The organism is Streptomyces sp. NPDC002838 (genome assembly GCF_040295365.1).
Classification (GTDB): domain Bacteria; phylum Actinomycetota; class Actinomycetes; order Streptomycetales; family Streptomycetaceae; genus Streptomyces.
This window is the reverse complement of sequence record NZ_JBEOVF010000002.1, coordinates 134,420-156,642: the sequence shown is the minus strand read 5'-3', so window position 1 is coordinate 156,642 and position 22,223 is coordinate 134,420. Positions and strand designations below refer to the sequence as shown.

Here is a 22,223-nt window from a genome sequence, read left to right as displayed (position 1 = left end):
GAACCGAAGGCATGAACTGGTGAGGGAGAACACGGCACGGTCATCCGTCCTGCCGGTGGCGCCCACCCGGGGCCGGCTGCGGCCGCTCGGCCTCGACGAGGTCAGGATCACCGGGGGCTTCTGGTCCCGGCGCCGCCACATCAACGCGACCGTCACACTCGGCCACTGCCGCGACTGGATGGAACGCGTCGGCTGGACCGGCAACTTCCGCGCCGCCGCAGAGGGCCGCATCCACCGGGACCGACGCGGGCGGGAGTTCGCCGACTCCGAGCACTACAAGCTCCTCGAAGCCATGGCCTGGGAGGCCGCCAACGGCGACAGCCCCCTGTTCGACGCGGAGATCGCCGCCCTCACCGACGTCATCGCACCCGCCCAGGAACCGGACGGCTACCTCAACACCGCCTTCGGCCGCCCCGGTCAGCAGCCCCGGTACAGCGACCTCGAATGGGGCCACGAGCTCTACTGCCTCGGGTTCCTCATCCAGGCGGGCGTGGCCCAGACCCGGGCCCGCGGCGAGGGCGAACTGGCGAAGATCGCCCGGCGGGCCGCCGACCACGTCTGCGCCACCTTCGGCCCGGGCGGCATCGAAGGCGTCTGCGGCCACCCGGAGATCGAGACGGCCCTGGTGGAACTCGCCAGGCTGACGGGGGAGCAGCGCTACCTCGACCAGGCCGCGCTCTTCGTCGACCGACGCGGACACGGCACGCTCGCGGACATCGAGTTCGGCCGCGCCTACTACCAGGACGACCTGCCCGTCCGGCAGGCCGCGGCGCTGCGCGGACACGCTGTACGCGCCCTCTACCTGGCGGCCGGCGCCGTCGACGTGGCGGTGGAGACCGGGGACGACGACCTGCTCGCCGCGGTCGTACGGCAGTGGGAGACCGCGGTCGCCCGGCGGACCTATCTGACCGGCGGCATGGGCTCGCACCACCGGGACGAGTCCTTCGGCGACGACTTCGTCCTGCCACCGGACCGCGCCTACTCGGAGACCTGCGCCGGCGTCGCCTCCGTGATGCTCAGCTGGCGGCTGCTGCTCGCCACCGGCGAGCCGCGCTTCGCCGACCTGGCCGAGCGGACCCTGTTCAACGTGGTCGCGGCCTCTCCGTCCGAGGACGGCCGGTCCTTCTTCTACGCCAACACCCTGCACCGCCGCAGCCGGGGCACCGTACCCCCTGCCGACACCGACAGCCCGCGCGCCGAATCGGGCCTGCGCGCCCCCTGGTTCGCGGTGTCCTGCTGCCCGACCAATGTGGCGCGCACCCTGGCCCTGCTGCCCGCGTACCTGGCGACAGCGGACGACCACGGCGTGCAACTGCACCAGTACGCCGACGCGGAGATCGCCACGTCCCTCGCGGGCGGCCACGGAGTCGCGCTGCGCGTCCGTACCGACTATCCGTACGGCGGGAAGGTGGCCGTACGGATCGGACGGGCCCCGGACCGCCCCTGGACCCTGTCCCTACGCGTCCCCGAGTGGACGGCGGGGGCCACCGCGTGGCTGGTCGACCCGGACGGGGTACGCCGTCCCGTCGCCCCGGGCGCGGCCGAGGTCACCCGTGTCTTCCGGCCCGGCGACGAGGTGTGGCTCGAGCTGCCCGTGGCACCGCGCTGGATCGGGGCGGACCCCCGCGTCGACGCGGTACGCGGCACGCTGGCCGTCCAGCGTGGACCGCTGGTGTACTGCGCCGAGTCGGTGGACCTGCCGGGCGGACATGAGGTCGACGCCCTTCGGGTGGACGCGTCCGTCGAGCCGGAGGACGGCGTCGGCGGCACCGTCGTGGTCGCCGGAGAACTCACCACGCACGAAGAACGGAGCGGCGGGGCATGGCCGTACGAGCCGCTCGGTCGGCAGGCCACGACGGCGGTCGAACGCGCGGGGATCACCCTGGTGCCCTACCACTCCTGGGCGAACCGAGGCCCCTCGACGATGCGGGTCTGGCTGCCCGTCGCGGAACCGGACCAGCCCGCAGAACCGGACAACACCCCTACCCCCACAGGGAGATAGTCGTGCACGGACCGCGAAGACGGCACCACCGCGGAACCCTGGCCGGCGCGCTGGCCCTCGGACTGCTGGCCTCGCTCGCCTCCACCGCACCGGCGGCGGCGGACAACTCGGCCATCGGCTACCCGGTCTACTCCGGATCCGTCGACCCCGTACCGGAGTTACCGGCGGGCTTCACCACCCACCGCACCCTGCGCGCCCAGTACGAGGCCGACCAGGAGGCCGGGAACGGAACCGACTTCTGGATGGACCGCATGCTGGCCCGCAAGGGCGAGGACCCGGCCGGCGACTGGCTCTTCACACGGGGCCGGGCGGTGTTCATGAAGGAACACGACCCCGCCCGGCTCGGCTTCGGCGGCAAGGTCGCCTACTGGGAGAGCATCGACAACCGGTCCGCGTACACCATCACCCTGTCGGTGGCCGGCGAGAACCTCACCCTGCGGGAGAACACCCAGGCCAGGACGCAGACGCCCAGCTACTGGCGCGCCGAGTTCACGCACGCGGCCACCGGTCTGAAGGTGATCCAGACCAAGTTCATCACCGACGCCAACGTGGCCGTGACGAACCTGGCCGTCACCAACACCGGTTCCGCTCCGCGCGAGGTCACGCTGCGCGCCGCGTCCCCGTACACCACGACCGCCGAAGGCCGTGAACTCACGGGCGCGGTGGCCGCGAAGAACAACCTCACCACCGTCTTCCCCCGATTGAGCGGCGACGGAATGGCCCCCGCGCCCGACGGCGAGGCCCTGACGCGCTCCCTCGCACTGCCTGCGGGCGGCACCGCCACCACCAAGGTGCAACTCGGCTTCGTCACCGAGGAGTTGGTCCGCTCCCGGCCGGAGTACGACTCGGTGCGCACCGCGACCCCGGCCGCCGCCTTCCGCGACCACGTGCAGACCTACAACCGCTGGTGGGCCGAGAACCTGCCGTACATGGACATCCCCGACGACAACATCGAGAAGACGCTCTACTACCGCTGGTGGCTGCTGCGTTACAACTACCTCGACGCCGACATCCCCGGCAACGACTACCAGTTCCCCACCTCCATGGAGGGCGTGCTCGGCTACAACAACGCCATCGCCCTGACCGTCGGCATGTTCGTCGACGACCTCAAATACCTGCGTGACCCGAGCTACTCCTACGGCCCCTGGGTCTCGGCCGGCGAGGTCTCGAAGAACAACAAGTACACCGACAACCCGGGCGACCCGGAGAACTGGTCCAACAGCTACACCCAGTACATCTCCGAGGCGGCCTGGCGGTCCTACCAGGTGCACGGCGGACCGGACGGCGTCGTGCGCAACCTCGCGCGGTACGCGGAGAAGGACGTCCAGGGCCAGCTGGCGAACTACGACCACGACGGCAACGGCCTCATCGAGTACGACTGGGGCGCCATGACCGGCAACGACGCCGACGCGGTGTCCTTCGACTGGCGGCCCGGCAACCTCGACCGCGCCGAATCGGCGTACGTCCACAGCAACGCCACGGCCGCGGCCCGCGCGTACGAACTGCTGGGCGAGACCGGCAAGGCCGGGGAGATGCGCGGCATCGCCAAGAAGGTGCAGGACGCGGTCCTCGAACACCTCTGGGACCCGAAGGACAAACTGCTCAAGCACCGGCACGTGGCCACCGACGCCCTGGTGCCCTGGAAGGAGATCAACAACTACTACCCGTACAGCGTGGGCCTGATGCCCACGCCGGAGGAGGACCCGCAGTACCTCGAAGCCCTGCGCCTGTGGGCGGACGCCAAGCAGTACCCCGTCTTCCCGTTCTTCACCGCCAACCAGGCCGACAAGGCGGAGGCGGCGGAGCAGGGGCACCCGGGGAGCAACAACTTCTCCGTCATCAACTCCACCGTCACCTTCCGCTTCCTCTCCTCGGTGCTGCGGAAGTACCCGAACAAGTACATCGACAGCACCTGGTACAAGAAGCTGCTGTCCTGGAACGCCTGGGCCCACTACGTCGACGGCGACAACCGGTGGCCCGACCAGAACGAGTTCTGGGCCGACGGCAGCGCCGACCCGCAGAAGATCGGCTACCGGTCCTGGATCCACCACACCATCCTCGGCACCACCAACTGGACCGTGATCGAGGACGCGATGGGCTTCAGGCCGCGCGACGACCGGAAGATCGAGCTGTGGCCGATCGACGTCGACTGGCCGCACTTCGCCGTCACGGACATCAACTACCGCGGCACCGACGTGGCCGTGCTGTGGGACGAACCGGGCGACGGGAAACGGCCGTACGGCCGCCAGGTCCCCGAGGGCTACTCCGTCTACCTCGACGGCAAGCTGGCCTTCACCGCCGACTCCCTCACCCACCTCGTCTACGACCCCGCGACCCGCGAGGTGACGTTCCCCGACGGCGGAGGCGCCAAGGTACGTACGACCGGTCTGCGCGCCGGCGTACCGCAGCCGCAGGACGTCGCATACGGCCCGAACGACCGTGTCACCGACCTGTTCGCCAAGGCGGGCCGGGATCTGACCGGTGCGGCGAAGGAGAACCTCGCCGCCGGCGCCACGGCCCGCGCTTCCCACCAGGCCGAGGGGCGCGGCGTGGCCGGCGCCGTCGACGGGTTCACCATCAACGAGCCCTACTGGGGCGCCCGCGGCTCGGGCAACACCGAGGACTGGTACGAGATCGACTTCGGGCGGCAGCGCACGGTCGACGACGTCCGGCTCCACTTCTACAGCGACAAACGACCGGGGGGATACGCCGAACCCGCCCTCTACACCGTGCAGTACCAGGACGGCGCCGGGCAGTGGAAGGACGTGGCCCGTCCCGCCAAGTCACCGGTCTGCCCAAGAGCCAACCTCAACCAGGTGCGCTTCCAGAAGGTGACCACCGAGAAGCTGCGAGTTCTGATGCGGCACAGGGACGGCCACACCGGCGGCCTGAAGGAGATCCAGGCGTACGACACCGGCGCCCAACCCCCGGCAGCACGGAACCAGGCCCCGTACGTCGAAGCATGGCGGGACACCACGTACAGCCGCCCGGGACAGGTCAGGCTGGCGGGCATCGTCGAGGACGACGGGCTCCCGGAGCGGAAACTCTCCGCCACCTGGAAAGCGGCGGCCGGCCCGGACGGCGGGACCGTCATCTTCGACGACCCGCGCGCCTCGACGACCGTCGCCCGGTTCACCAAGGCAGGCACCTACACCCTCGAACTCACCGCCACCGACGGCGCGTTGCAGTCGTCGAAGAAGGTCGTGGTCAAGGCGGAGGGGCTCGGGAACGGGCAGGTGAACGTCGCGCCGTCCGCGACACCCACCGCCTCCTACACCTCGGGCTGGGAGTCGGTGGCCGCCATCAACGACGGCCGCGAACCGGCCTCGTCCTCCGACGCCCCGCGCTGGGGCAGCTGGCCCCAGAAGGGCACCCAGTGGGTCCAGTACACGTGGGACGACCCCGTCCGCGTGGACGGCTCCGACCTGTACTTCTTCCGCGACGCGCAGCCCGGCGCGGCCGACGGCGTCGGAGTCCCGGCGTCCTGGGTCATCGAGTACCGGGACGGCGACACCTGGCGCGAGGTCGCCTCGCCCAGCGGCTACGGCACCGCGGAGGACCGCTACAACCGGACCACCTTCACCCCCGTCACCACCACGGCCCTGCGGGCCCGGCTGACCGGGCACCCGAACCTCGCCCTGGGCGTGCAGGAGTGGAAGGTCTACGCCGAGACGCCGGAGTCCGTCCGCGAGGTCCATGTCCCCACCCCGCGCGGCAAGATCCCCGAACTGCCCGGACAGGTGACGCTGGTGTACGCCGACGGCTCCACGGCACGCTCGCCCGTGGCCTGGCCGGCCGTCACCGAGGAGCAGGTTGCCGAGGGCGGCACCAGCGTACGGATCACCGGGCTCGCCGAACGGACCGCGCAGCCCGTCACCGCGACCGTATGGGTGCGCCAGACCGACGCGGTCGAGATCACCAGCATCGCCGAGGAGCACGTCACCACCCGGGCCGGCCGCGCGCCCACGCTCCCGGCGACCGTCGTCGCCACCTACAACGACGGCTCCAAAGACAGCCGTATCCCCGTCACCTGGGACCCGGTGGTCCCGGACCAGTACGCCGGGCCTGGGACCTTCGAGGTGAAGGGAACGGTGGCCGGCACCACCTACCGCGCCACGGCCGCCGTCACCGTGACCGCGCCGTCCTCGTGACCGCTGTTCGTTCCCCCCGCCCATGCCCGCCGACGACCGACGATAGGAGCCCGAGCATGTCCCGACCCCCGACCCGCCGCCGTCTGCTGAGACTCGCGGCCGGGACGGCAGCCGCCGCCCCGCTCGCACACGCCGCCACGACGCCGGCGCATGCCGCCCCCACCGGTACGGCCCCGACTGCGGCGCCCGTCCAGGGTGCCGCGCCCTCGGCGCCCGCCCCGCCGACCTGGTCGGTACGTCCCTTCGCGCTGGACCAAGTCACCCTGGGCGAGGGCGAGTTCCGCCACAAGCGCGACCTGATGCTCGACTACGCCAGGACCTACCCGGCCGACCGCATCCTGGCCGTCTTCCGCGCCAACGCCGGTCTCGACACCCGAGGCGCCCGGCCGCCGGGCGGCTGGGAGACCTCCGACGGCAACCTGCGCGGCCACTACGGCGGCCACTTCCTCACCCTCATCGCCCAGGCGTACGCCGACACGCGGGAGGCCGCGCTCAGGACCAAGCTCGACCACCTGGTCGGCGCGCTCGGCGAGTGCCAGGCAGCCCTGGCCGAGCACGGCTCGCCGAAGCCGAGCCACCCCGGTTACCTGGCCGCGTACCCGGAGACCCAGTTCATCCTGCTGGAGAGCTACACGACGTACCCCACCATCTGGGCGCCGTACTACACCTGCCACAAGATCATGCGCGGCCTGCTCGACGCGCACACCCTGGCCGGGAACGCGCAGGCCCTGGAGATCGCCTCGAAGATGGGCGACTGGGTGCACAGCCGGCTCGGCCACCTGCCCAAGGCGCAACTGGAGCGCATGTGGTCGATCTACATAGCCGGTGAATACGGCGGGATGAACGAAGTGATGGCGGACCTGTACGCCCTCACCGGCCGGGAGGAACACCTCGCCGCCGCCCGCTGCTTCGACAACACCGCGCTGCTGAACGCCTGCGCCGAGGACCGCGACATCCTCAACGGCCGGCACGCCAACCAGCACATCCCGCAGTTCACCGGTTATCTGCGGCTGTTCGACCACACGGGGGAGCCCACCTACGCCGCCGCGGCCCGCAACTTCTGGGGCATGGTCGCGGGCCCCCGGATGTACAGCCTGGGCGGCACGGGCCAGGGGGAGATGTTCCGCGCCCGGGGGGCCATCGCGGCCACCCTGGACGACAAGAACGCCGAGACCTGCGCGACGTACAACATGCTCAAACTGAGCCGGCAGCTGTTCTTCCGCGAGCCGGACCCGGCCTACATGGACTACTACGAGCGGGGCCTGACCAACCACATCCTCGCCTCACGCCGGGACGCCCCCAGCACGAACAGCCCCGAGGTCACTTATTTCGTCGGCATGGGCCCGGGGGTCGTGCGCGAGTACGGCAACACCGGCACCTGCTGCGGTGGCACCGGCATGGAGAACCACACCAAGTACCAGGACTCGGTCTACTTCCGCTCCGCCGACGGCAGCGCGTTGTACGTCAACCTCTACCTGGCCTCGACCCTGCGGTGGCCGCAGCGGGGCTTCGTCATCGAGCAGGCGAGCGACTACCCGGCCGAGGGCGTCCGCACCCTGACCTTCCGTGAGGGCAGCGGCAGGCTCGACTTGAGACTCCGGGTCCCGTCCTGGGCCACGGGAGGCTTCACCGTCACGGTCAACGGGGTCCGCGAACGGGCCGAGGCCGAGCCCGGCAGCTACCTCACCCTGAGCAGAAGATGGCGGCGCGGCGACCGGGTCCGGATCTCCGCGCCCTACCGCCTGCGCATCGAAAGGGCCCTGGACGACCCCGCCGTCCAGTCGGTGTTCCACGGTCCGGTGCTGCTGGTCGCGCAGAGCCCGGAACAGGGATTCCGTACGTTCTCCTTCTACAAGGACTTCACGCTCCGGGGCGAACTCTCCGACGCGCTCAGGCCTGAGGGCCGACCCATGCACTTCACCACGCACGGCCTCACCCTCGCCCCGTTCTTCATCGGGAACGACACCCGCTACCACGCCTACTTCAGGCGGGCCGAGCCCGTCGTCGTGTTCGGCGCGGTCGACTCGGGCGTACCCAACCGCGCCCGCGGTGACGGGCTGACCTTCCTCGACGTGCTGTGGGAGCAGGCGCCTTTCCCGACTCCCGGCCGTTTCGTGCGGGCGGTGCGTGTCCTCGCCGACAGTTGGCTGGCCGAGGGGCTGTTCACGGGCGAGGAACGGGACAGGGTCGTCGCGGCGGCGGTCCGGGCGGACCTGAGGCACTGAAGGACGGACGGCACGGTCGCCCCACGGGTGCCGCCGAGGAGGCGGCCGTGTCGTCCGACGGGCGTGCGCGATGTCTTGACGTGTACTTGGCATGGTGGCTTTATGGGAGCGCTCCCACGCTTCACTTCTGATGCCTGAGTTTATTGGCGCTCACTCCTGGAGTCGCAGTGAGAAAAACAAGAGTCGCAGTGAGAACAACAAGAAGAAAGAGCCCCTTAGCCCACCTCATGGCCGGACTGGCGACCCTCCTGGGGCTCGCCGTCCTCGGTGTTCTCTCCCCGGCCATGGCCCACGCCCAGCCGGCCGGCGCCCTCGCCACCGGCCTCCACATCAACGACGGCCGCCTCGTCGAAGGCAACGGCAACGACTTCGTGATGCGCGGCGTCAACCATGCCCACACCTGGTACCCGGGCGAGACGCAGTCGCTGGCCGACATCAAGGCACTGGGCGCCAACACCGTCCGCGTGGTCCTCTCCAACGGCCACCGCTGGACCAAGAACAGTGCCGAGGACGTGGCGGCGGTCGTCGACGACTGCAAGGCCAACCGCCTCATCTGCGTACTGGAGGTGCACGACACCACCGGCTACGGCGAGGAGGCCGCGGCCGCCACGCTCGACCAGGCGGCCGACTACTGGATCGGCCTGAAGGACGTGCTCACCGGCGAAGAGAACTACGTCGTCATCAACATCGGCAACGAGCCCTGGGGCAACACCGACCCGGCCGGCTGGACCGATCCCACCGTCGCGGCCGTCAAAAAGCTGCGCAACGCCGGTTTCGAGCACACGATCATGGTGGACGCGCCCAACTGGGGTCAGGACTGGCAAGGTGTCATGCGCGCCAACGCCCGGTCCGTCTACGACGCCGACCCCACCGGCAACCTGATCTTCTCGATCCACATGTACAGCGTCTTCGACACCGCCCAGGAGATCACCGACTACCTGAAGGCCTTCGTCGACGCCGGACTGCCCCTCCTCATCGGCGAGTTCGGCGGTCCCCCCGACCAGTGGGGCGACCCGGACGAGGACACCATGATGGCCGCCGCCGAGCAGCTCAAGCTCGGCTACCTCGCCTGGTCCTGGAGCGGTAACACCGATCCGATCCTCGACCTGTCGATCGGCTTCGACCCCAACCAGCTCAGTGCTTGGGGCCAGCGCATCTTCAACGGCGCCGACGGCATCGCCCAGACCGCCAGGGAAGCCACCGTCTACGGCGGCGGCAACCCCGGTGACACCCAGGCCCCGACCGCCCCCGGCACTCCGACGGCTTCCGCGGTGACGGCCACGTCCGCCACCCTCGCCTGGACCGCCGCCACCGACAACGTCGGCGTCACCGGCTACGACGTCGTCCGCGTGAGCGGGGGCACCGAGACCAAGGTCGCGGCGTCCACCACCAACTCCGCCACCGTGACCGGCCTCACCGCCGACACGGCGTACACCTTCGCCGTCTACGCCCGCGACGCGGCCGGCAACCGCTCGCCCCGCTCGGCCACGGTGAACGTCACCACCGGCAGCGCCCCGAGCGGGACCTGCTCCGTCGGCTACCGCGCCACCAACGAGTGGTCGGGCGGCTTCCAGGGCGAGATCACTCTCCGCAACACCGGCACCGCCGCCATCAGCGGCTGGACGCTGTCCTTCACCTTCACCGACGGCCAGACCATCACGAACATGTGGGGAGGAGCCCCCACTCAGAACGCCGGCTCGGTGAACGTCACCCCCGCCTCCTATACCTCCACGATCCCCGCCGGCGGCTCGGTCACCGTCGGTTTCATCGCCGGCAAGGGCGCCACGAACACCGCCCCGACCACCTTCACCCTCAACGGCGCCGCCTGCGCCACCACTTGACCGGACCGGCCCTGTCCTCCAGGAGCGAGGGCGGGGCCTCGGCCCCCTCCCGGACACCTCCTGCATGATCAAAACAGCGAGGCATTAGCATATGAGCGCCACCTAGCTCGAAAGTGAAGAACTGTGACTGTCAACGAGGACTCGTTCACCAACTGGAAGAACCGCGAGGAGATCGCGGAGTCGATGATCCCGATCATCGGGAGGCTGCACCGGGAACGGGACGTCACCGTGCTGCTGCACAGCCGGTCCCTGGTGAACAAGTCGGTGGTGAGCATCCTCAAGACCCACCGGTTCGCCCGGCAGATCGCCGGAGAGGAACTCTCGGTCACCGAGACCCTGCCGTTCCTGCAGGCTCTCAGCGCGCTCGATCTCGGACCTTCGCAGATCGACATCGGCATGCTCGCCGCGACGTACCGCTCGGACGACCGGGGTCTGTCGGTGCGGGAGTTCACCGCCGAGGCCGTCGCCGGTGCCACGGGGGCGAACAAGATCGACCGCCGCGAGCCGCGTGACGTCGTCCTCTACGGCTTCGGCCGCATCGGCCGCCTCGTCGCCCGCCTGCTGATAGAGAAGGCCGGTTCCGGCAACGGCCTGCGGCTGCGTGCCATCGTGGTCCGTGGCGGCGGCGGCCGGGCCGCCGATGATCTCGTCAAGCGCGCTTCCCTGTTGCGGCGCGACTCCATCCACGGCCAGTTCCAGGGCACGATCACCGTCGACGAGGCGAACAGCAAGATCATCGCCAACGGCAACGAGATCAAGGTGATCTACGCCGACGACCCGACGTCGGTGGACTACACGGCGTACGGCATCAAGGACGCCATCCTCATCGACAACACCGGCAAGTGGCGCGACCGCGAGGGCCTGTCGACCCACCTGCGCCCGGGCATCGACAAGGTCGTCCTGACCGCGCCGGGCAAGGGCGACGTCCCCAACATCGTGCACGGCGTCAACCACGACACCATCAAGCCCGGCGAGCAGATCCTGTCCTGCGCGTCCTGCACCACCAACGCGATCGTCCCGCCGCTGAAGGCGATGGCGGACGAGTACGGCGTCCTGAGCGGCCACGTGGAGACCGTCCACTCGTTCACCAACGACCAGAACCTGCTGGACAACTACCACAAGGCCGACCGCCGGGGCCGCTCGGCGCCGCTCAACATGGTCATCACCGAGACCGGTGCCGCCTCCGCCGTCGCCAAGGCGCTGCCCGACCTCAAGGCGCCGATCAGCGGCAGCTCCATCCGCGTCCCGGTGCCGGACGTCTCGATCGCGATCCTCAACCTGCGGCTCGCCCGGGAGACCACCCGCGAGGAGGTCCTCGACCACCTCCGCGACGTGTCCCTGACCTCGCCGCTCAAGCGCCAGATCGACTTCACCACCGCCCCCGACGCGGTCTCGAGCGACTTCATCGGCTCACGCCACGCCTCGATCATCGACGCGGGCGCCACCAAGGTCGAGGGCGACAACGCGATCCTCTACCTCTGGTACGACAACGAGTTCGGCTACTCCTGCCAGGTCATCCGCGTCGTCCAGCACGTCTCAGGGGTGGAGTACCCGACGTATCCGGCGCCGGTGGTCTGATCGCGGGGAGTGCCTGATCAAGTGTGTTCACCGCTCGGTGTGCGGGCCCGACGGGCCCGCACACCGAGCACGCCGTCAGGCGATGCGGTGGACGAGCTGGCTGGTCAGCTCGTAGCGGGCCCCGACGACGGCCAGCCGGCCGGCGGCCACCTTGGCGGCCAGGTCGGGTTCCGCGGCGAGTCGTGAGCGGACCGCTCGTACGTTGGCGTCGATCGTCGCGTCGATGCGAGCGTCACCCTCCTTCGTGTGGTCGATGGCCGGGCCTATCTGGTCGGCCAGATACTGCATGTGGGCGGGCAGCCGCTCGCCGGAAATCTCCGCCTCGACGGCGGCGCGCACCGCACCGCACGACTGGTGCCCGAGCACCATGACCAGCGGGATGCCGAGTTCGAGCACGCCGTACGCGACGCTGCCGAGCACGGCCTCGTCCAGTACCTCGCCGGCGGTGCGCACGGTGAGGAGGTCACCGAGGCCCTGGTCGAAGACGAGCTCGGGCGGCACACGGGAGTCGACGCATCCAAGGACGACGGCGAAGGGATGCTGACCCGACGTCAGGCTCTCCCGAACCGTGGGTGACTCGTCCGGGTGCCTCTCACGGTAGGTGCGCCAGCGGAGGTTGCCGGCCGTCAGTTCCCGCAGGACTTCCGCGGGCGTGGTGGGCCGACTCCGGCCGGCGCGTGGGGGCGGCGTGCCGGGGGAGGCGGCGGCGGGCGTCGTACCGAGGGCGACCCCGGTACCCAGGGCCGCGGCCCCGGTCAGCCCGGCGCGCAGGAGTGCACGACGGGCGGGTGCGGTCGGCTCGAAACCGACGGCTCTATGAGGGGTTACTTCAGAGTTCACGGCGAGGAACGTACGCCTGAGTCCGTGTCCGGTCCCGCAGGTTACTGAATCATGGCCGGGCATGGACAATTCGTGAGCGAATACGGGGATGCCGTTGGCGTTCTCCGGTGCCTTCCTTGACCTTTCCCAAGGGGACGGACCTTCCCGACGGCCATGCCGTACCTGCGAATTGGCGGCTTCGAGGCGGAGGCGTGTGGATCTTGTGGAAATCACGTCCCGGGGCGGCGGCATATAGGGCATCGGGTGCGGGCCCGGAGGGGCGTCAGCCCACAATGGGGCTTGCAGTCATATCTGTCGCGCACCGATTAAGTGAACTATGAATCTATTCGGACGTAGTGCCTTCTCCCGCCACCAAGCACCGCCCGTGGCCCCGAAACCCACGCCCGGCCCGGCGGCTTCCGCCTCCGCCGTCCGGCCGGATCCGGCTCTGGAAGCACTGACCGGGGAATGGTTGATCGACCCCGCACACAGCCGGATCGGTTTCTCGGTCCGCCATGCCATGGTGACGACCGTGCGCGGTTCCTTCGCGGAATATGAAAGCCGCCTCTACTTCGACGGCCGTGACCCGGCCCGCTCACGGGCGGAGATCGTGCTGTCCACCGCCAGTGTCGACACCGGTGTGGAACAACGGGACGCCCACTTGGTCGGCCGCGACTTCCTGGACGCCGCGTCCTACCCGCGCATGCGGTTCGCCAGCACCGCCGTACACCTCGCGAGCCCAGACGTGTACCGCATGACCGGTGACCTCACCATCAAAGCCACCACACGTCCCGTCGTACTGGAGCTCACCTACATAGGCCACGTCACGGATCCGTTCGGCTATGAGCGGGTCGGCTTCGACGGCACCACCACCATCAACCGCACGGAATGGGGCCTGACGTACGACAGCAAGCTGGCCGAAGGCGGTGCGATGGTGAGTGAGAAGGTGCGCCTCCAACTCGACATCGCCGCCATCCGCGCCCTCCCTGCCGGCTGACCGCGAGCTTCAGAGCGGAGCGCCGCCGAACCCGATCTCGTTCCCCTCGGGATCGCGATAAATGGCTTTGCGTACGCCGTTGGCGTAGGTCTCCCGCTTCAACGGTTCGATCCCCCGTTCGGCGATCTGGGTGACGCGAGTGTCGAAGTCGTCGACGAAGACGGTGTGCATGGCGTGGCCGGCATGCTCGGGGCAATGTTCGACGAACAGTGAGCGATGTTCCGCGAGTTCCCACACGGCCTCCGTGTCGCTCGCGACGAACGACGGCGGGCAGCCGAGCAGCCGTTCGTACCAGGCCAGTGCCGCTGCGTAGTCGTTGACGGGGATTCCTGCGAACAGATCGACGGCCATCCGGTCATGCTAGCGGGAGGGTCGTCCCGGTGACGGGCCCGTCTTGGTCGATCCTACGAACATCCCCCTGACGGGGTTACAGCCTCGATGGCATCTGGTAGGAAACTTTCCTATCGATGTCAGGTACAGACCAACCTGACCCTCACCGCACTTGGAGTGCCCGTGATGCGCATGTCTGCACGAACGGCAGCTCTGACGCCCCCCTCTCGTCGCACCGTCCTCGCCCTGCTCGGTGCGTTGACCGCGGCCCCGCTGCTCACCTCTCCGCGGGCGACGGTCGCGCCCGCCGCCGCACTCGGCCTCGACGACCCGGCGAAGAAGGAGATCGCCATGAAGCTGGTCGCGAGCGCGGAGAATTCCTCCCTCGACTGGAAGGCCCAGTACAAGTACATCGAAGACATCGGGGACGGTCGCGGCTACACCGCCGGCATCATCGGCTTCTGCTCCGGCACCGGCGACATGCTCGACCTCGTCGAGCTCTACGCCCGCCGCAAGCCCGGCAACGTCATCTCGAAGTACTTGCCCGCTCTGCGCCGGGTCAATGGCACCGACTCGCACGACGGCCTCGACCCGACCTTCCCGGCGGACTGGCGCAGGGCCGCCCAGGACGCCGTCTTCCAGCAGGCCCAGAACGACGAACGCGACCGCGTCTACTTCGACCCGGCCGTCCGGCAGGGCAAGGCGGACGGGCTCGGCGTGCTCGGCCAGTTCACGTACTACGACGCCATCGTCATGCACGGGGACGGGAACGACCCGGCAAGCTTCCGCAACATCCGCAAGCGGGCCCTGCGCAAGGCCAAGCCGCCGGCGCAGGGCGGCGACGAGGTGACGTACCTGCACGCGTTCCTCGACGCACGGGTGTGGGCCATGAAGCAGGAGGAGGCCCACAGTGACACCAGCCGGGTCGACACCGCACAGCGGGTCTTCCTCCGCAACGGCAACCTGGGCCTGAACCCACCCTTGGACTGGAAGGTCTACGGCGACAGCTACCACATCGACTGACCCGGGCGAGCCCCGCGGCCTACGCGCGTGCCGGGTCCGTTGTGGAGCCCTCGAGGTGACTGCGGCCGGACAGGCCCGCGCGCACCTCGTCGGCCCGGCCCCGGCATGCGCACTCCTCGCACGACGTGCACGCCGGACGACCCATTCGGACCACAGGAGACCCCCCATGCGCACGCACAGCCGCACGCTGCTCTCCCACCTCCTCGCCATGACCACCGCCACCGGCGCCCTGGCTCTCATCTCGCCCCCGGCGTTCGCGTCGGCCCGCGCCTCGGTGCTCGAGGTCTCGACCGCCGCCCAGCTCAGGTCGGCTCTCGCCGCGGCCGCGCCCGGCGACACGATCCACCTCGCGGACGGCACGTACACCGGCAACTTCAGGACGACCAGGGCGGCCACCTCGAGCGCCCGAATCACGCTCACCGGTTCGTCGAAGGCCGTGCTCACCGCCGGCGGCGGCTATGGCCTGCACCTGAACGGGGCGTCGTACTGGACCGTCAACGGGGTGACCGTGACCGGCGGCCAGAAGGGAATCATGATCGACTCCGCGAAGGGGGTCGTGCTGGACGGCGTGACGGTTCACGGCCTCGACATGGAGGGCGTCCACTTCCGTAACTCCAGCACGGACGGCGTGATCAAGAACTCGCGCATCCACGACACCGGGAACGACGGCCGAGGCATGGGGGAGGGCGTGTACGTGGGGACGGCCAACACGCTCTCCGACAGGAGCGACAACATCCGGATCCTGAACAACACCATCGGGCCCGACGTCGGCGGGGAGAGCATCGACATCAAGGAGGGGACGACCGGTGCGCGGATCGTCGGCAACACCTTCGACGGCCGCGGTCTGACCGGTGCGCACCACGACGACTCCTGGGTCGACGTGAAGGGCAACGACGTCCTCGTGGAGAACAACACCGGCAAGAACACCACGAACGACGGCTACCAGGTCCACACCCAGCGGCCCGGCTGGGGCTGCGGCACGGTGTTCAAGGGGAACAGGTCGACCCTCACCGGCGCGAGCGGCTCGACCCGGCTGGCCGTCAACGTGACGAACCACAGCTCCGGCTGCCGGACCGCGGTCCACAGCAGCAACACGGTGACAGGTGGCAGGGGTCTGACGAACATCACGGTGACGCCGTCATCACCCTGAAGGATCAAATTGCTTCTTATACTCAAAGGGACGCAAATCTCCCGGAGTGGTCCATGTCCCGCAAGCGCCCCACAGACGACGGTGACGAACTGCTGGCCAGACTCGGGGCGCTGACCGCTCAGGCACGCGAGCGGGCGGAGCTGCAGCGCTCCCTGGTCGAGCTCGCCGTCGCCCTGCAGCGCGGCATGCTTCCCGGAGACATGCCGGTCGCCCCCGGGTTCCACTTGGCCGTCCAGTACGCACCCGCCTTTCAGGGACTCAACGTGGGGGGTGACTGGTACGACGCCTTCACGATGCCCGACGGCCGCATCGGGCTGTCCATCGGCGACGTTCAGGGCCACAACATCGAGGCCGCCGCCTTCATGGGGCAGGTCCGGGTCGGACTGCGCGCGCTCGCCTCCGTGACCAGCGAGCCGGGCGAGCTCCTCTCCCGAACGAACGACCTTCTCCTGTCCCTCGGCACCGACCTATTCGCGACCTGCACCTTCATGCGGCTCGACCCGTCCACCGGAGTGCTGGAAAGCGCGCGGGCCGGACACATCCCCGGCGTCTGGGCCACTGCGGACGGGAAGTCCGGCATCGCCGAGGACGAAGGGGGACCGCCGCTGGGTGTCGACGAGGGGCAGGATTACCCCGTGACCCGGTACCGGCTCGGCGCCGGGGGAGTGTTCGTCCTGGTGACGGACGGCGTGGTGGAGGGACCCTCACTGAGCGCCGACGAAGGGCTCGACGAGGTGGTGAGGCTCGCCGGGGTCGCCGCCATGGCGGGCATGGACGCGGACTCGCTCGCCGCCGCCGTGATCAAGGGCGCCGAGCGTGTGGGACACGAGGACGACGCGGCCGTTCTGGTCGTCGGCCACGAGGGACCCGGCGTACGGCGGTAGGGCGACACCCGCGCCTTTCGCCTCGCCGAGACGGCGGCGTCGGTATCTGATGGCTGCCGTGGTGGGTATCGAGGATCTGCGTCGACCGGCCGTCTACGCCCTTCAGACACTGGCGGTCGCCGCCTGCTATTTCGCGGTGGGGCGGCTGGGTCTCGTGCGGCAGCTCGTGGTCGAGGGCGCCGTGGTCACGCCCATTTGGCCGCCCACCGGTCTCGCGGTGGCCTGCCTGCTGATCTTCGGGATGCGTTGCCTGCCCGGTATCGCCCTCGGCGTCCTTCTGGTGGTCATGTCCATCACCTCTCTCCGGCCCGCTGTGATCGGCACGCTGGCGGGCAACACCGGGGCGCCGGTCTGCGCGTATCTCCTGCTGCGCAGGGTGGGTTTCCGTACGGACCTCAGCCGGCTGCGGGACGGGGTCGCACTGGTGTTCCTGGGGGCCCTGGCCAGCATGCTGATCAGCGCGACGGTCGGCGTCGGCCTCCTCGTCCTCACGGACAAGCTCGCCGGGCACGCCTTCTGGCCGGTCTGGCTGGCCTGGTGGGTGGGCGATGCGATGGGCGTCCTGCTCGTCACCCCGTTGCTCCTGTTGCTCCACGCGGCACGTTGGCCTCCGTCCCTGTCCCGATGGAAGGAAGCCTCAGGGCTGGCCCTCATCGCCTGCGGACTCGTTCCGCTGGCCACGTACAGCCGCGTCAGCCTGCTGTTCCTGATCTATCCGCTGCTGATCTGGGCCGCGCTGCGTTTCCAGCTGTGGGGCAGCATCCTGTGTGCCCTCCTCGCCTCCACGGCGGCCACGATCGCGGCGACGGACGAGGCCGGCCCCTTCGAACAGCTGACCCGTGTAGAAGTGATGATCGAGCTCCAGGCCTTCAACGGCTCCATGGCCCTGACCGCGCTGCTGCTGTCCGCCGTCATCACCGAGCAGCGCAACACCAGACGCTCGGTGGAACGGGCGTGCCAGGACCTGGTCGAGGTCCTGGCACATCTCACCGCCGGAGACACTCCCCACACCCGACCACCGAAGGACGCCGACGGCCCACGCCGAGAGCCGGAAGAGCAGTGAGCGGCTCCGAGTCCCGGCCGGGGACCGTACAGAGGGGGCTTTGGGTCCACCTCTGGAGGCAGTGGCCCGAACGGTGGCACTGCCCCGGGCGTTCAGTCCGGCAGCGCCTTCCTCAGCCCGGCGTCCAGGCTCTCGGCCAGCGCGGCATCGCTCGGCGGGTCCTCGCCGAACAGAGGCCCCAGCTGTGCGGTGAACGTCTGCGTGAAGGCGCCGTAGAGCGGGGTTCGGGGGCGGGAGACCGCTTGCTGGAGAGCTGGGAGCAGGATCCGGCGGGCGTACTCGGGGCGGCCCGCCCCGTCGCGCGGCATACGGTCGGCGCTCTCGCCGGCGGGGGAGGAGGAAGCGGGCGGGTCGGTCATCGTGCACCGCACGTCGTCGTCCACGTACGCCGACCTGCGCGTGGCCGCGAAGCCCGCGTCCAGCAGGCAGCGCTCGCTCTCCCGGCCGGTGAGGAAAGCGATCAGCTCGGCGGCCTTGTCCGCCCGCTGCGAAGCCCCGGTCACCGCGAGGTTCTGGCCGCCGAGCACGGCCCGGCCGGGCAGCGGGGCCACGCGGAGCTGCTCGTCGGTGAAGGACTGGTACAACGTGCGGTAGGCGTACGGCCAGTGCCGCAGGAACGTGGTGCGGCCGTCCGCGAAGTCGCCGAGGGAGGCGGCCTCGTCGGAGCCGTCGGCGTCCGGCAGGGTGTACGGCTCGTCGGTGCGGCGGCGAAGTTCGGCGATGCCTGCCGTCAAGTCCTCGACGGTGGCGTCGTAGTGGCCGTCCTCGTCGGTGAGGGAGAAGTTCTCCACCGCCGACGCGAACGCCTCGAAGGCGTTGACCGTGCGGCCCTCGTAGGCGTCGAGCTGGGTGGTCCAGCCTCTCTCGTAGCCCTTGGGCTTGTCGTCGTTGAGAATGTTGATCAGGTTCTCCAGCCGCCCCCACCCGATTCCGCCGCTCAGGTCGGTCTGCTGGACGCTCGCCCGACGCAGGTGGTCGGTCCGGTAGTAGAGCAGCCCGACGTCGCCGTTGAACGGCACCGCGTACACCTTGTCGTCCCACCGCGCCGTGCCGGCCACGGATTCGATGACATCACCGTCGATCATCGTCTCGGGCAGCGGCCGGATCAGGTGGGCGGCGGCGAACTCCGGTACCCAGGTCACGTCGAGGTTGACCACGTCGTAGTCGGCGCTGCCGGACTGCAGCGCGCCGAGCAGCTGGCTGCGCTGTTCGTCGGCGCTGCCGGGCAGTTCGACCAGGCGGGCGTGGTAGCCGCTGTCGTCCTTCTCCTGGCGTGCGTTCCAGGCGTCGATGAGCTGTTGCCGGACGCCGTTCTTGCCGGTCACGTCCCGGCCGCTGGCGATCACGATGGTGCCGGGCTCGTCGGCGGAGGGCGCCGGTGCCGCGCCGTTTCCGCCGCCACCGCAGGCGGCCACCAGGAGCAGGGTCAGCAGCGTCGCGAACCGTCGGGCCATCAGTCCTCCCCCGTGCCGGTGCGCGCGACCTCGTCGTGCAGAGCGGCGCCGAGGTCCTCGTCGGCGTCCACGCAGCGGCCGCCGCTCGCCGCGGAGATGGCGGTGTCCGGCTTGTCCTCGTCGCAGCCGTCGCCCGCCAGCGACACCATCGTCACCGGCACCTGGGCCGAACGGGCCTGTGCCAGCACGGAGTTCAGGTCGCCGCCGGTCAGCCGGCCCGCGTCCTCGTCGTCGGTGATGTACACGATCAGCTGAGGACGCTCGTCGCCGGCCCCGCGCCCTTCCATGTCCTCGAGCGCGGCGAGCAGGGCCGCGCGGGGGTCGGCCTCGGCGTTGCGCACCCGGGCGTTCCGGTCGATGACCTGCTCGGCGTCCCTGCGGGCGTGGTGACCGAAGGGCAGCAGGGTGGCGTACGGCGGTCGGTCGCCCGTGCCGGACACGGTCCACACGGCGTACTCGTCCCCGTCGCCGAGTCCGCCCAGGGATTGTTTGAGCAGACCGGGGCCGCCGCTGGGACCCTCCCACAGACGGGCCATCGAACCCGAGTTGTCGAGCAGGAAGAGGACCCGGCCGGGCCCGTGGGCGCCGCGGTACTTCGCCAGTGCCCCCTCCATCGCGTCCCGGCCGGCGGGCTCGACGAGCCCGTCGGGCGCGGGCAGCACCCCGGGGGCGATCTCGCTCGTGTCCAGCAGCGACCGGCTGCCGCTGCCGCTGGTCTCGCGGAAGCCGGCCCGGGCGAACACCTCCCGCCCTCGCTCACCGGCCAGCCAGGTGCGGAAGCCGTCGGCCGCACGGTCGCGCGCGGAAGCGTCGCGCTCGGCGCCCTGCCAACGCACCCGGACGAAGACGGGCTCCAGGCCGGGCACGTTGCCCGGGTACTGGGCGATCCGCGGTTCGCGCCGTGTGCTGTCGCAGCCGACGCCGCTCTTCATCAGGAACTCGGGGACGAGGGCGGCGGCGCGCCGGTCCACGGCGTCGTCGTCGGGCAGCGTGCACAGCAGCTCGGTCGCGGTGGGGGAGGGCGGCCCCGGTGCGATCCGGTGTTCCGCGCGGCCGGGCACGAGGGCGCCGGTGCCGTACAGGCCGATCGTGGCGAGCAGCCCGGTGTCCGTGAACTCCGGGTCGGGGCGGTGCACTTCGGCGCTCTCGTGCCGCTCGCGCAAGCTGTCGATCATCCGGATCAGCGGAGGGCCGACACGCTCGCTCCGGGACTCGACGGCGAGGTCCTCGGGCACGGCGAGCACGATGGGGGAGTAGGCGAGGGGCGCGTCCTCCGGGTGCAGGGTGGCGACGGCGTCCGTGTCCTGCTCGTCGGTGACCCGGGGGACGTCCGCGCGGGAGGCGGGAATCCACACGTCCGGTTGCGGGCCGACGTCGCGCTGCGGGTTGGTGCGCTCGTCGGGCGGCTCCTGCCAGGAGGCGGACCGCTTGCGCAGCGCGGTGACCGCGTCGGCGGCGCCCGCGCTGTAGACGGTCAGGCCGCTGCGGCGGCAGCCCTCGCCGGTGGTGTTCTCGTCCGACGTCAGATACGCGCCGGCGGCGGCACGGACGGTCGGCTCCAGGTCGGGGTCGGTCAGGACACGTAACTCCAGGGGAGGCGCGCAGGAGGAGTCGTCGCCGACGAGGACGACAACGCCGTACGAGCCGAGACCCAGGGTGGCGAGGACGAGCAGGACGGCGGGGGCCGTGGCCCGGCGGCGGGGGCGCTGAGCCGGGCGGACGAGGCCGGGCCGCCGGGTGCGCCGAAGCCGTGCGCCGGCGGCTTTGGCGCAGGTGTGGAGGAGCGCGAGCGGGGCCGCCCGGCCGCGGGGCGGCGGAGCCGGACGTGTTGCCCGCTTCCGCAGCCCGTCTCCGGCCGGTTTCCTCGGGGCGCGCCCTGTCGGTGTGCCCGGCTGCTCCCCGCCGTCCGATGACACCGGCACCGGCGGTCCTGCCGTGTCCTTCGGTCCGCCGGTCGCCGGCCGGGTCGCACGCGCCGACAGCAGTACGTCCTCCGTCGGCTCCGTCCGGCTCTGCGGTTCCCAGGGTTCGCCGCGCACGGTCCGGTGACGGGCCGCCGCCATCCGTTCCCGCTGTCGGTCCGCGAGGTCCTGGAACCACGCCTCCTCGTCGGTGTCGAGGAGGCGCAGGAGCTCCTCGGTGAACGGAGTCGGCGTCCGCGGATCGCCCGCGTCGGTACGGTGGTTGGCCTGCACGCTCATCAGCAGCAGCACGCGCCGCTTGTCGCGGAAGGTCTCCCACAGCCAGGCGGCGTTGCCCGCGAAGCAGCAGTCGAGGATCACCACGATGCGCCGGGCGGGACTGGTGGCGAGCACCGTCAGCACGGTGGTGAACATCTCCGCGCCGGGGAAGACCGCGTGCCCGCCCGCGACGACACTCGCGTTGCGCATCTGCAGGAACAACTCGTCGCCCGCGCTGGGGATCGCGCCGTGCCCGGCGAAGTACAACAGCAGCAGCCCCTCGGCCTCGCCGACGGCGGTGCGCAGGGCGCGGCTGAAGTCGTCCAGGGACGGCGACCGGGAGACGGTGATCTCGTGCTCCCCGAACACGCGCCCACGCTGCAGCACGTCGCGGAGCCGGTTCACGTTGTGCTTGACGGCGGGCAGGTCGCCGGGCGCACCGTGCGGCGGCTCCGTGAGGTCGTACTCGGACACCCCGACCAGCAGCGCCCGGTTCACCAGCCCACGCGGGTCGAAACCGGTCACC

The 22,223-nt window shown here is 70.3% G+C and carries 14 protein-coding genes; 10 read left to right on the top strand and 4 right to left on the bottom strand.

The window, feature by feature from the left end; all coding sequences use genetic code 11:
* The first annotated feature begins 19 nt into the window (after window positions 1–19).
* The 5 genes from ABT063_RS03345 to ABT063_RS03325 all read left to right on the top strand — a co-directional run bounded on the left by ABT063_RS03345 (window position 20) and on the right by ABT063_RS03325 (window position 11,797).
* The gene (locus ABT063_RS03345; protein WP_351055379.1) at window positions 20–2,002 is read left to right on the top strand and encodes a glycoside hydrolase family 127 protein; all 1,983 of its coding nucleotides are present in this window, start codon (window positions 20–22) and stop codon (window positions 2,000–2,002) included.
* A gap of 2 nt (window positions 2,003–2,004) precedes the next feature.
* Entirely contained in the window at window positions 2,005–6,153 is a 4,149-nt protein-coding gene (locus ABT063_RS03340) for an Ig-like domain-containing protein (protein WP_351055378.1), read from the top strand.
* A 56-nt stretch (window positions 6,154–6,209) separates the two neighbouring features.
* Window positions 6,210–8,378: a glycoside hydrolase family 127 protein gene (locus tag ABT063_RS03335; protein WP_351055377.1), complete on the top strand. Its 2,169-nt coding sequence runs from the start codon at window positions 6,210–6,212 to the stop codon at window positions 8,376–8,378.
* A 227-nt stretch (window positions 8,379–8,605) separates the two neighbouring features.
* On the top strand, window positions 8,606–10,219 hold the full coding sequence (locus tag ABT063_RS03330; RefSeq protein ID WP_351055376.1) for a cellulase family glycosylhydrolase: 1,614 nt from the start codon (window positions 8,606–8,608) through the stop codon (window positions 10,217–10,219).
* Window positions 10,220–10,342: 123 nt separating this feature from the next.
* Window positions 10,343–11,797 carry a glyceraldehyde-3-phosphate dehydrogenase gene (locus ABT063_RS03325; protein WP_351055375.1) on the top strand — a complete coding sequence of 485 codons (1,455 nt, stop codon included), beginning with the start codon at window positions 10,343–10,345 and terminating at the stop codon, window positions 11,795–11,797.
* Window positions 11,798–11,872: 75 nt separating this feature from the next.
* Here ABT063_RS03325 and ABT063_RS03320 read toward each other — a convergent pair whose 3' ends face one another.
* Window positions 11,873–12,637 (bottom strand): carbonic anhydrase, encoded by a 765-nt coding sequence (locus tag ABT063_RS03320; RefSeq protein WP_351055373.1) that lies wholly within the window; start codon window positions 12,635–12,637, stop codon window positions 11,873–11,875.
* Between the two features lie 316 nt (window positions 12,638–12,953).
* Here ABT063_RS03320 and ABT063_RS03315 point away from each other — a divergent pair, with 316 nt between their 5' ends.
* Window positions 12,954–13,613 (top strand): YceI family protein, encoded by a 660-nt coding sequence (locus ABT063_RS03315; protein WP_351055372.1) that lies wholly within the window; start codon window positions 12,954–12,956, stop codon window positions 13,611–13,613.
* A gap of 9 nt (window positions 13,614–13,622) precedes the next feature.
* Here ABT063_RS03315 and ABT063_RS03310 read toward each other — a convergent pair whose 3' ends face one another.
* Window positions 13,623–13,964 carry a VOC family protein gene (locus ABT063_RS03310; protein WP_351055371.1) on the bottom strand — a complete coding sequence of 114 codons (342 nt, stop codon included), beginning with the start codon at window positions 13,962–13,964 and terminating at the stop codon, window positions 13,623–13,625.
* A gap of 171 nt (window positions 13,965–14,135) precedes the next feature.
* Between ABT063_RS03310 and ABT063_RS03305 the strand changes: the two genes are divergently transcribed.
* The 4 genes from ABT063_RS03305 (at window position 14,136) to ABT063_RS03290 (ending at window position 18,063) form a co-directional block, all read left to right on the top strand.
* Window positions 14,136–14,966, top strand: a complete 831-nt coding sequence (locus tag ABT063_RS03305; protein WP_351055370.1) for a chitosanase — start codon at window positions 14,136–14,138, stop codon at window positions 14,964–14,966.
* Window positions 14,967–15,132: 166 nt separating this feature from the next.
* Window positions 15,133–16,116 (top strand): right-handed parallel beta-helix repeat-containing protein, encoded by a 984-nt coding sequence (locus tag ABT063_RS03300; protein ID WP_351055369.1) that lies wholly within the window; start codon window positions 15,133–15,135, stop codon window positions 16,114–16,116.
* A 53-nt stretch (window positions 16,117–16,169) separates the two neighbouring features.
* Window positions 16,170–17,000, top strand: coding sequence for a PP2C family protein-serine/threonine phosphatase (locus ABT063_RS03295; protein ID WP_351055368.1), 831 nt, complete (start codon window positions 16,170–16,172; stop codon window positions 16,998–17,000).
* A gap of 58 nt (window positions 17,001–17,058) precedes the next feature.
* Window positions 17,059–18,063 (top strand): MASE1 domain-containing protein, encoded by a 1,005-nt coding sequence (locus ABT063_RS03290; protein WP_351055367.1) that lies wholly within the window; start codon window positions 17,059–17,061, stop codon window positions 18,061–18,063.
* Between the two features lie 92 nt (window positions 18,064–18,155).
* Here the strand turns inward: ABT063_RS03290 and ABT063_RS03285 are convergent, their stop codons facing one another.
* Both ABT063_RS03285 and ABT063_RS03280 read right to left on the bottom strand, forming a co-directional pair.
* Complete coding sequence (locus tag ABT063_RS03285; RefSeq protein WP_351055366.1) at window positions 18,156–19,517, bottom strand: extracellular solute-binding protein; 1,362 nt, start codon at window positions 19,515–19,517, stop codon at window positions 18,156–18,158.
* Window positions 19,517–22,222 (bottom strand): vWA domain-containing protein, encoded by a 2,706-nt coding sequence (locus tag ABT063_RS03280; protein ID WP_351055365.1) that lies wholly within the window; start codon window positions 22,220–22,222, stop codon window positions 19,517–19,519. Before ABT063_RS03280 ends, ABT063_RS03285 begins: the two co-directional genes overlap by 1 nt.
* Window position 22,223 lies beyond the last annotated feature (1 nt).